We start from the raw sequence: 10072 nt of genomic DNA, 5'->3' as shown, positions 1-10072 counted from the left end.
AGATGCGCAGCGACGAGAAGCCGTCGAGCCGCGCCGCCTCCTCCAACTCCTCGGGGATGTCCCGGAAGAACTGCACGAGGAGGAACACGCCGAGCGGTCCGGCCGCGAACGGCAGGATGATTGCCCAGTACGAGTTCATCAGCCCGAGGTCGTTGATGAGGGTGTACAGCGGGATGATGTTGACGTAGCCGGGAATCATGAAGCTCGCCATGATGACAGCGAGGATGAGTCCCTGACCGGGCCAGTCCAACCGCGTGATGGAGAACGCTATCATCGAGTCGACGACCAGCACGATGAACGTCGTGATGCTGGCGATGAGCAGCGTGTTGAACGCCCACTGGTAGATGATCGGTTCCTCGAGCAGGTAGCGCTGCCACACGGCGAACGTGACCTCCGGCGGTATCCAGTGGAACCCCCCCTGCGAGAGGACGCTCATCGGCGTCACCGAGAGCTGGAACATCCGCCAGTACGGGACGAAGAACACCACCGCCAGCCCGTACATCGCGACGTAGAGGCCGATTCGGTACAGGGTGTCTCGGTCGGTGAGACGGTCCGTCAGCGACCGCGAGGCGTCTGCGTTACTCATCGTTGGTCCCCACGATGACGTAGTTCAGTGCCGACACGCCGACCAGTATCAACAGCAGGGTGTACCCCACCGCGGACCCGAAGCCGAGTTCGCGCGTCTGGAACCCGAGCTGGTAGAGGTAGTAGACGAGCGTCTCCGTGTTGCCGACCGGTCCGCCCTTCGTCATCAGGTACGGCTGGCCGAACACCTGGAACTGGAAGATAGTCGAGGCGATGACGACGAACAGGAGTCCGTTCTTCATGTGCGGGAGCGTCACGTCCCGGAACATGCGCCACGGACCGGCGCCGTCGAGTCGCGCCGCCTCGTAGAGGCGGTCGGGGACGTTCTGTCGGGCCGCGAGCAGGACGGCGAAGTAGAAGCCCGCCTGCCACCACACCGTCGTGACGACGATGACGGGCATCGCCCAGAACTTCGAGTTCAGGGGCGACCCCGAGAACAGCCAGCCGAAGTACTGCGTGCCGACCCCGCCCTGAGCGAACATCTGCGCCCAGACGATGCCGACGACGGCGACAGTCAGCACGTACGGGCTGAAGTAGACGAACTGCAGGATACGGCTCCCCTTCAGTTCCTTGTTCAGTCCCAGCGCGAGGACGAGACTGAGACCCACGATGAGGGGGACGGTCATCCCGACGAATTCGAGCGTGTTCCACAGCGCGTTCCAGAACGCCGGGTCTTCCAGCATCCGCGCGTAGTTCTCCAAGCCGACGAACGTCGACTTCGACGGTTCGAGGAAGTTCCACTCGTGCAGGCTCATGTACAGGCCCTTCAGCAGGGGGTACAGGAGGAACACCGCGAACAGCACGAGGTACGGGGCTGCGAACAGCAACCCGACGAGCAACTCCCGCGTCGAGCGGTCGAAGAGTTGCTCCCATCGGTTCGCCGTCCGGGTTTCCGTCGCCGTTTCGACGTTGCTCATGTCGTGCACCTACTGTTCGAGTGCCTGTTTGAGTTCGTCGACGCTCGCCGTCACGCCCGACTGCACGTCCGTGTTCTGGATGTACATGTCGAGGAACGGACCCCAGAACCGGTCGCTGTTGAGGTGTATCGCCGTCTTCGGCTGGTAGCGAACCTTCCCGTTCGAGACCATCTCGTACATCGTCTCGATGGTCCCGTGTTCCTTCCAGAGCGCGGTGTTCTTGACCTCGCTGGACGTCGCGACGGACTCGGCGGCGGGCAGGTGTCCGCCCGCGGACGCCCACAGCGTGTTGTTCTGCGTGACGTACTCGGCGAACTCGACGGCGGCCTGCTTCTCCTCCTCGGTGTGGTTGGGGTTCGTCGGGAAGTACAGCGAGTTCGACTCCGCCCACGCGACGTCCTCGCCGTCGCCGGGGAAGAAGAACGGCTTCTGGAAGCTGAACGAGAGGTCTTCCGGGAGATTTCCGTCCTCGTTCTCGAAGTTGTTCACCGACCACGTCCCGGCGATGAACATCCCGAGGTCGTCGGCGAGGAAGTCCTGCACGCGCGCGGAGTCGCTCTGGAACTGCGGGATGTCCCAGCCGAAGTCGCCGGTGACGTTCGTCATCAGTTCCGCCGTCTGCATTCCGACGTCGCTGTCGTACGCCACCTCGTAGTTCCCCGGTTCGCCGGTGACGACGTCGCCGCCCGCCTGCGTCAGTGCGATGAGGTACGCGCGGAACGCGGCCTGCCCGGAGTTCCAGTTCAGGAACGAGAACGCGCGGGAGTCCGTCTCGTCGACGATGGTGTCGCAGGCGTCGAGAACGCCTCCCAGTCGGTGAAGTCCGGTTCCACGCCCGCCGACTCGAGGACGCTGTCGTTCGTGTACAACGCCTTCCCGTGGATGTCGATGGGTAGCGCGTACGTCGAGCCGTCGACCTGGAGGTTGTCCCAGGCGATGTCGAAGTACTCGTTCTTCGCACCCTTCGAGAGGTAGTCGTCGATGGGATGTGTGACGGGTTCGAGGTGGCGGCCGTAGGACCCGTAGTAACTCGCGACGTGCGGCGCGTTACCGGAGTTGACCGCGGTGAACAGTTTGTTGAGGAACTCCGGGAACGGAATCCCCTGCTCGTTGACGTGGATGCCGTTGTCGAGCGAGTTGAACTCCTCGATGAGCGCCGTCATCTCCTCTCGCTCCTGTGCGCCGAAGTACATCCAGTAGTCTATCTCGACGTCGCCGCTGGAACCGCCGCCGTCGTCCCCGCTGCTCGTTCCGCTGCTGCCGCCGCCGCCGCCGGTCAGGCCGGCGCACCCGGCGAGCCCCGTCGCGATAGCGGCACCGCTCGCGCTCAGCACGCGGCGGCGGTCGATCGTCGTCCGTTGCGTCTTACCGTTCGTGTTGTCTGAACTTGTCATGGTCGCTGGTCTCGTATCGGCTGGTCGTCGCTGGTCGTTCGCCCTATACGGTCACGGAGGATTCGTCGGTCTGAGCCGTCACACCCTCGTCTACGACGAGGTTCTCGCCCGTCTTCCCGTCGAACACGTGGAGGTGTTCCGAAGGGAGCGTGAACTCGACCGACTCTCCCCCCTCGAACCGGGTGTTCCCGTCGACCCGGACCGTCCACTCTGAGCCGCCCTTCGAGAGGTAGAGGTAGTTGTCGCTTCCCTCGTGTTCGAGGACGTCGAGTTCCGCCGTGACGGTGTCCGCGCCGTCCGACTCGACGCCGATGTGTTCGGGCCTGATACCGAGGACGAGGGAGTCGCTCTCGCTGTTCGCCTCGACGGTCGTCGCCAGGTCCGACGGTATCCGGTACTCGAAGTTCTCGCCGTGCAGAACCTCCCCCCGCCAGTTCCACGTCGAAGAAGTTCATCGACGGCGACCCGATGAAGTCGGCGACGAACCTGTTGACCGGCTCGGCGTACACCTCTGCGGGCGTGCCCACCTGCTGAATCGTCCCCTCGGAGAGGATGACGATGCGGTCGGACATCGTCATCGCCTCGGTCTGGTCGTGCGTGACGTACACCGAGGTGGTCTCCAGTTCCTCCTGAATGCGCTGGAGTTCGGTCCGCATGTGGAGCCGAAGCTTCGCGTCGAGGTTCGACAGCGGTTCGTCGAACAGGAACACGTCGGGTTGGCGAACGATAGCGCGGCCGGTCGCGACGCGCTGTTGTTGGCCGCCGGAGAGGTTGTTCGGCTTCTTGTCGAGGAGGTCTCCGATGCCCATCATCTCCGCGGTGTCCTCGACCCGCTCGGTTATCTGTTCGTCGTCGAGGTCCGTCGTCAGCTTCAGTCCGTAGGACATGTTCTGACGGACGGTCATGTGCGGGTACAGCGCGTAGTTCTGGAACACCATCGCGACGCCGCGGTTCTGCGGTGCGATGTCGTTCACGACGGTCTCCCCGATCCTGATTTCGCCCCCGGTGATGTCCTCGAGCCCTGCGATCATACGCAGGAGCGTGGACTTCCCCGAACCGGAGGGCCCGACGATGGTGAGGAACTCGCCGTCTTCGACGTCGAGGCTCACGTCGTCGACGGCTCGTATCGTCCCGGCGTCGGACTCGTACTCCTTTCGTACATGGTCGATTGTTATACCACTCATCGACACAACCACTATCACACAGCTATTTCAAGTTTTCCCAACGAAAGTGATTAATTCTGCTCAGGCCCCCAGTTCCCAGATTTCGAGCGTCTCAACCGATACGTCGGTGTCGGCGGCGTACAGCGAGACGCCGGTGCTGTCCGCACGGGTCGGGTAGATACGCGTCGCGAGCGCCTGGGCGTCGTTCGCGAACAGTTCCAGGACCGACCGGTCGAGGTAGACGTGCAGCGACAGCGTCCCGTCGGGTTCGAGCGAGACGGGCATCGAGTGCGGTCGGTCGTTGGCGGCGTCGCTCCGGGAGGACTGCGACCGGTCGACGGTCACCGTGCGCTTCCTGACGTTACACCGCACGACCGTCCGCTCCGCCCCGTCGGGCGTCTCGCGGAGCACGATACCGAACTCGCCGACGTTGGACGCGTCGGCCGTCAGCTTCAGCTCCAGCGTGTCGCCTTCGACGCCGGAGAGCGCCGTCGGTTCGTCCGGGGAGACGGTGAGGTCGGTGTACGAGTGGTGCGTCTGGCGCAGGGACTCGAGTTCCTCCGGCAGCGAGTATCGAAGCGACCCGTCGTCGCCGAGCGAGACGACGCGCGGGAGCGACATGGCACCGGACCACCCGGCGTCCCACTGCGCCCCCTCGTCGCGGTCCTCTTTCAGCCAGCCGAACATCACCGTCCGGCCGTCGTCGTCCACGAACGACTGCGGCGCGTAGAAGACGCCGTGGTCGAGCAGACCGGTCTCGTCGGGGTCGAACCGGCGTCGGGACTCGTCGTACTCGCCGACGAACCAGACGACCTTCGAGTAGTCGGAGACGTGCAGTACCGCACCGTCGTCGAACCGAAGCAACTCGGGACACTCCCACATCTGTCCCGTGCGCCGCCAGTCGCCGGTCAACAGCGGGTGGCAGTACTCCCACTCTATCAGGTCGTCGGACTCGAAGAGGAGGGCCGCACCCCCCTCGCCGTCGATGCCCGAGCCGATTATCTGGTACCACGTCTCGTCCTCCCGCCAGACGCAGTGGTCGCGGAACTCTCGGTGCCAGTCGATGGTCTGGAGGACGTCGACTTCGTCGGGCACTCGCTGGATGAGCGGGTTCTGCGACGCTTTCTCCCAGTTTCGCAACGCGTCGTCGGTCGCCCGTGCGAGACACGGGAGCTGGTCGTTTCCCGACCCGCCGGTGTACATCACCGTGGGCGTCCCGTCGTCGTCGACGAAACAGCCCGACCAGACGCCTGTGGCGTCGGGGCCGCCCTGCTCCGGCGCGAGCGCTATCGGCTCGTCGGTCCAGGAGACGAGGTCGTCGGAGACGGCGTGTCCCCAGTGGATCGTCCCGTGGAACGGTCCGGCGGGGTTGTACTGGTAGAACAGGTGGTACCGACCGTTCCACTGCACCAGCCCGTTGGGGTCGTTGAGCCAGTTCGCCGGCGCGGTGAGTGGTACGCGGGTCGGTGATTCTCGTCGGGAACCGCCTCGCGGAGGGCGCCGAACTCCTCGCGACCCTTCGGTCGGCCCGTCGTCGCCGGCGCCTCGCCCGCCCCCGCGGCGTACCCGAGACAGTTCTCGAACAGTCGTCGCTGCGTCTCGGTGCCTCGACCGGCGAGGCCGCTCCCGCGCCGACGACGCGCCCCGCCTCGACGGACCAGCACATGACGGACGCCTCGCTCGGACAGTCCTCGCCGTCGAGCCGTCGAGACGCGAGGACGTCCGCGTCGCGCGGGTGGAACGAGTCGTAGGCGACGGTCACCGCGTCGCCCGCCGGCGCCGACTCCGGCCTGAGCGTGTCGATGCCCTCGAAGAGCGGGTGGTCTTCGTGCTGCGCCCGGACCAGAAACCCGGACTTCTCGGCGTCCGTCGGCTCGACCGCGTCCGGACGGACCGCCTCGATACCGAGCGCTTCGGCCGCCTCGACGGCCCCGTGCGTCAACAGGAGACCGCCACCCGCCGAGAGATATTCGCGGAGACGGTCGCTCGCGTCGTCGAGGTGTGTCCGGACGGACCGGTCCAACGGTCGTTCCCGATGCCACCAGAGGACGTCGTAGTCTCCGAGGTCGTCGTCCTCGGGGTCGGACAGTGCCACCGTCTCGTCGGGCACATCGCCGTGCGCGTCTCGCCCGACGCACAGGCGCGCCACTCGGTGCGGAGCGTCGGCGAGCACCGAACCGTGGTTCGAATTCATATTCACAACTATCGTGAGGAAAGTCTACAGTATTATGTGTGTCGGTCGTGTTACTACGACACATGGTACCGCGAACGGGTCCAGTTCAGCAAATGGCTTACCGTAGCAGTACGAGAATCGGCCAATGACCGCCGAGGACGACGCGAAACTCGCGCGCCTTCGCGAGACGCTCCAGTCCAACGTCGACTTGACGACGTACGAAACCGAGGTGTACCTCGCACTCGTTCGAGGAGGGACGCAGACGATGACCGACGTCGCAGAGGCGAGTGAGGTCCCCAAACAGCGGGTGTACGACATCGTCGACAGACTCCGCGAACGAGGGCTGGTCGAGGTTATCGACGACTACCCGCAGAAGGCCTACGCTGTCGACCCCAGCGAGTCGTTCTCCTCGATTCGCGACCAGTTGTCGCAGGCCGAGACGTATCTCGAAGACCTGCACGATACCGTCGAGAAGGTCGAGAGCGGGGTCGCCCTGTTCAAGAGCGAGAGTACCATCAGGCGGTACATCAGCGACCTGGTACAGTCGGCCGAACGGGACGTCTTCCTCCTCGTCCCCGTCAGCAGACTGGGGGTCGTCGTGGACGACCTCGCCGCCTGCACGGACCAACAGGTCAGACTCGTCGTGTCGAACGTCTCGACGGAGTCGAACGACATCGGAGACGGGGCGTCGATTCCGGACACCGTCGACAAAGTCCGGTTCGTCTCGACCCGCGAAGACTTCGCGCTCACGACCGATCGGCGGCGCGGCCTGTACTGGGTCCAAGAGGGCTACGAACACGTCGACGACGACGGTCAGGGCTACTACGTGACGAACCCCAGTCTGGCGTTGGTTCTCGACCGGTTCCTCTCGGAGTCCATCTGGCCGCTGGCGACGCCACTCGGCGACGAGACGGAACTACCGGCGCTCCCGAAGGAGTACATCCGAATCCGAGACTGTCTGGCCGACCTGTCGTCGCTCACCACCGCCTATTCGGTCGACAGCTTCGAGGTTCGGTTCGAGGGGTACGACACGGAGACCGGCGAGAAAGTGACCAGACGCGGGACGCTCACCAGTTACTACTACACCGAGTACGACATCCGCGCGTCGCTGACCGTGAACGTCGGTGCCGACGCGGCGTCGGTCGATTCGTCGGTCGTGACCGTCGGCGACACGGGCGCCAGAAACGTCGACTACGCCGCATCCAGAATCGAACTCCGTCAGAACGGGACGACGCACACGAGCGAAATCGACTCGGAGACCCGGCGACACCTCGAGGCCTGCCGAACCGAGTTGCCGGACTCGTTCGGCGACGCGTCCGCCGTGCTCTGCTTCGACGCGTTCATCGACCGGATGCGCGAGTTCATCCACCGGGCGCCGGGCGGCGACTACGAACGGATTCGAAAGTTCGACGCGTTCCGTGAGGAACTCGTCCGGTACGAGACGAGCGATGCGCCTCCACGCGTGGAGTGGCGGGAGACCAGAACCGAACCCGGCGGTCTCGTCGCGCACGTCGGCGGCGTCTTCGACGAACTCGGATACGACGTCACGTTGATCGGACGGATGGGCGACCCGATACGTCCGGAGTTCGCTCACCCCTTCCAGAACCAGACGCTGGTCACCCTGGGCCAGGTGACGAGCACCGACTACGTCTGGTTCGAGGACCGAAAGTTCCTGCTGACCGAACCGAACTTCGACCGCATCAACTGGCAGGTCATCGAGGACCGAATCGGTGCGAGCGAGTTCGCCGGCCTCGTGGACGGGAACACGGTCCTCTCCATCGGCTCGTGGTACTCGACGGCCGAACTGGTCGACATCGTCGACGCGTTCCGGACCGAGTTGTGGCCGCGACTGGAGGCGCCACCGAAGCACGTCCACTTCGTCCCCGGCGAGGTCACCCACCTCTCTCCGGCCGAACTCGAGCGTGGCTGTGAGGCGCTCGCCGCTCTCGACGACGTGGTGACGGTGACCATCACCGCGAGTCGGAGCCAGACCCGGCGGTTCCGCGACGCGCTCCTCGACGACGGGGGCGACACGGAACCCACGGTCGAGCGTCTCAGACGACGGTTCGGCGTCTCACGATACGTGATGCAGTCGCAGAACGGTGCCACCGTGGCGACGCCGGACGAGGTGCTCTCGGCGAGAGCGCCGCAGGTGGTGGACCCACACCAACTCCGTAACGCGGAGGAACACTTCCTCAGCGGGATGACGCTCGCGCTCACGGAGGACCTGTCGCCCGGGGCGTCGCTCGTCCTCGCGAACTCCGTCGCCAGCATCTTCATGCGACACAATCGCGCACCCGAACCCGCAGAACTACGGTCGTTCATCGCGGAGTACGACACGTACCTCTCCAACACGTAATCGGCGGGTCCGGTCGTCGAGTCCGCCTTCGGGGCCGGGGTCCGCCACCTCGGACGCGGGGCGTCCGTTCGGGTGGCCCGCCCCCGACGGTCCGGCGGGGGACCGCCCGTCAGAGCGGGTCCGACACGTCGTGACGGAACGTCTGGAACTCCACCGTCCGGCCGTCCGGGTCCGTGGCGAAGAACTGGTAGATGTCGTACTGGTCGTTCTCGTGGGGGTCCTCGCGCGCCGCGTCGCCGACGCGTTCGTGCATCCGGTCCACCTCGTCGTCCGTGTCGTAGACGAACGTGACGATGCCCTCCGCCTCCGTCTCCTCGCCGTCGCAGAGGCCGAACAGCATGTTGCCGTGCCGGAGGATGGTACACCCCGACTGTTCGAGCCACACCTCCGCACCCACGGTGTCGGTGTAGAACGCCGTCGTCGCCTCGCGGTTCGTCGTCCGGAAGAACACGATGCCGCCGGTGGTCATGCCTCGGCAGTCGTCCACGGGACCGAAAGAAGTGCCGGATTCCGACCGATTGATACCCGCTACGCGTCACTCGACTCGTGTGGACGTACTCGAACGGTTACTGCAGGGCAACGACGAACACGTGGCGCGCATCGCCGCGGACCACTTCGACGGGGTCAGAGACGGACAGCGCCCGACGCCGTCTCCGTGTCGTGTTCGGACTCGCGCGTCCCCGCCGAAGGCGTCTGGAGCGCGCACGCGGACGGCGACCTGTTCACCAGCGTCAACGTCGGCAACCAGGCGTGGACCGACGTCGACGGCGAACGCGTCGTCAACGACGCCGTCGGCTACGCGGTGTCCGTGCTGGGCGTGGACCTGATCGCCGTCCTCGGCCACACCGGGTGCGGAGCCGTCACCGCCGCCTACGAGTCGGTGACGGGCAGGGCCGACGGCCAGAAGTCGATGCCGCCGGCCGTCGAGGCGGCCGTCGAGCGACTCGCGCCAGTCGTCGAGTCGGCGCGCGACGACGGCGTGTTCGACGGCGACACGCCCGCGAGCGTCGCGGTGAATCGGCTGGTCGAACGGGCGGTCGGAGCGCAGGTTCGGTTTCTCGTCGACGACGACGCCGTTCCGGACGACGTGACCGTCGCCGCTTCGTCTACGACTTCCAGCGAGTCTACGGCGACGAGGACGGCGCGGCGTACCTCGTCTCGCTGGACGGCGAGACGGACGCCGAAGCGCTCCGAGAACGCGTCGGGGACGACCACGCCGGGCACGTCCCGTCGGGGGTCTGAGCGCTACTCGCGGGCGTCCTCGATGACCCGCGTGAACTCGCGGGCCGTCTCGGTGATGGACTCGAAGTCGCCCGCCGCGATGGCGTCGCCGTCCATGATGGCGCTCCCCGCGCCGACGACGACGGCACCGGCTTCGACGTAGTCCGCGACGTTGTCGATGTCGATGCCGCCGGTGGGCATCAGCGGAATCTGCGGCAGGGGGCCCTTGATGCTGGCGAGGTGCTTCGGCCCCATCACCG

Annotated in this window: 8 protein-coding genes and 3 pseudogenes; 3 read left to right on the top strand and 8 right to left on the bottom strand. The window is 65.7% G+C overall.

The features are described 5' to 3' along the window. The 6 genes and pseudogenes from GJ632_RS14805 to GJ632_RS14785 form a co-directional block, all read right to left on the bottom strand. Positions 1 to 586, bottom strand: a 586-nt coding sequence (locus GJ632_RS14805) for a carbohydrate ABC transporter permease (protein ID WP_191453362.1), incomplete at its 3' end; no start/stop codon positions are given. Continuing rightward, complete coding sequence (locus tag GJ632_RS14800; protein ID WP_191453361.1) at positions 579 to 1502, bottom strand: carbohydrate ABC transporter permease; 924 nt, start codon at positions 1500 to 1502, stop codon at positions 579 to 581. The genes GJ632_RS14805 and GJ632_RS14800, both read right to left, overlap by 8 nt. 9 nt (positions 1503 to 1511) lie before the next feature. After that, positions 1512 to 2249, bottom strand: coding sequence for an extracellular solute-binding protein (locus tag GJ632_RS24810; RefSeq protein ID WP_255473580.1), 738 nt, complete (start codon positions 2247 to 2249; stop codon positions 1512 to 1514). Further along, positions 2246 to 2896, bottom strand: a complete 651-nt coding sequence (locus GJ632_RS24805; protein ID WP_197428020.1) for an ABC transporter substrate-binding protein — start codon at positions 2894 to 2896, stop codon at positions 2246 to 2248. Before GJ632_RS24805 ends, GJ632_RS24810 begins: the two co-directional genes overlap by 4 nt. 43 nt (positions 2897 to 2939) lie before the next feature. After that, positions 2940 to 4080, bottom strand: a pseudogene (locus GJ632_RS14790) (ABC transporter ATP-binding protein). 60 nt (positions 4081 to 4140) lie between these two features. Then, positions 4141 to 5469, bottom strand: coding sequence for a glycoside hydrolase family 32 protein (locus tag GJ632_RS14785; protein WP_197428019.1), 1329 nt, complete (start codon positions 5467 to 5469; stop codon positions 4141 to 4143). A 56-nt stretch (positions 5470 to 5525) separates the two neighbouring features. Here GJ632_RS14785 and GJ632_RS14780 point away from each other — a divergent pair, with 56 nt between their 5' ends. Both GJ632_RS14780 and GJ632_RS14775 read left to right on the top strand, forming a co-directional pair. Next, positions 5526 to 5810, top strand: coding sequence for a hypothetical protein (locus GJ632_RS14780; RefSeq protein WP_191453359.1), 285 nt, complete (start codon positions 5526 to 5528; stop codon positions 5808 to 5810). Positions 5811 to 6377: 567 nt separating this feature from the next. Further along, positions 6378 to 8591: a TrmB family transcriptional regulator gene (locus GJ632_RS14775; protein WP_191453358.1), complete on the top strand. Its 2214-nt coding sequence runs from the start codon at positions 6378 to 6380 to the stop codon at positions 8589 to 8591. A gap of 109 nt (positions 8592 to 8700) precedes the next feature. Here the strand turns inward: GJ632_RS14775 and GJ632_RS14770 are convergent, their stop codons facing one another. Further along, positions 8701 to 9060 carry a VOC family protein gene (locus tag GJ632_RS14770; RefSeq protein ID WP_089805858.1) on the bottom strand — a complete coding sequence of 120 codons (360 nt, stop codon included), beginning with the start codon at positions 9058 to 9060 and terminating at the stop codon, positions 8701 to 8703. A gap of 79 nt (positions 9061 to 9139) precedes the next feature. Between GJ632_RS14770 and GJ632_RS14765 the strand changes: the two are divergent. After that, positions 9140 to 9833 (top strand): annotated as a pseudogene (locus tag GJ632_RS14765) (carbonic anhydrase). A 3-nt stretch (positions 9834 to 9836) separates the two neighbouring features. Here GJ632_RS14765 and GJ632_RS14760 read toward each other — a convergent pair. Beyond that, a pseudogene (locus GJ632_RS14760) lies at positions 9837 to 10072 on the bottom strand (2-dehydro-3-deoxyphosphogluconate aldolase); the annotation flags it as partial.

The sequence above is a fragment of the Halogeometricum sp. CBA1124 genome, from assembly GCF_009741955.1.
Lineage (GTDB): Archaea > Halobacteriota > Halobacteria > Halobacteriales > Haloferacaceae > Halogeometricum > Halogeometricum rufum.
The sequence above is the reverse complement of the archived record's forward strand: the minus strand, read 5'-3'. Positions and strand labels throughout refer to the sequence as shown.

Coding starts and splice junctions, on each gene's coding strand:
- GJ632_RS14800 (WP_191453361.1), bottom strand. CDS start 1,502: ATGAGCAACGTCGAAACGGCGACGGAAACCCGGACGGCGAACCGATGG.
- GJ632_RS24805 (WP_197428020.1), bottom strand. CDS start 2,896: ATGACAAGTTCAGACAACACGAACGGTAAGACGCAACGGACGACGATC.
- GJ632_RS14775 (WP_191453358.1), top strand. CDS start 6,378: ATGACCGCCGAGGACGACGCGAAACTCGCGCGCCTTCGCGAGACGCTC.
- GJ632_RS14770 (WP_089805858.1), bottom strand. CDS start 9,060: ATGACCACCGGCGGCATCGTGTTCTTCCGGACGACGAACCGCGAGGCG.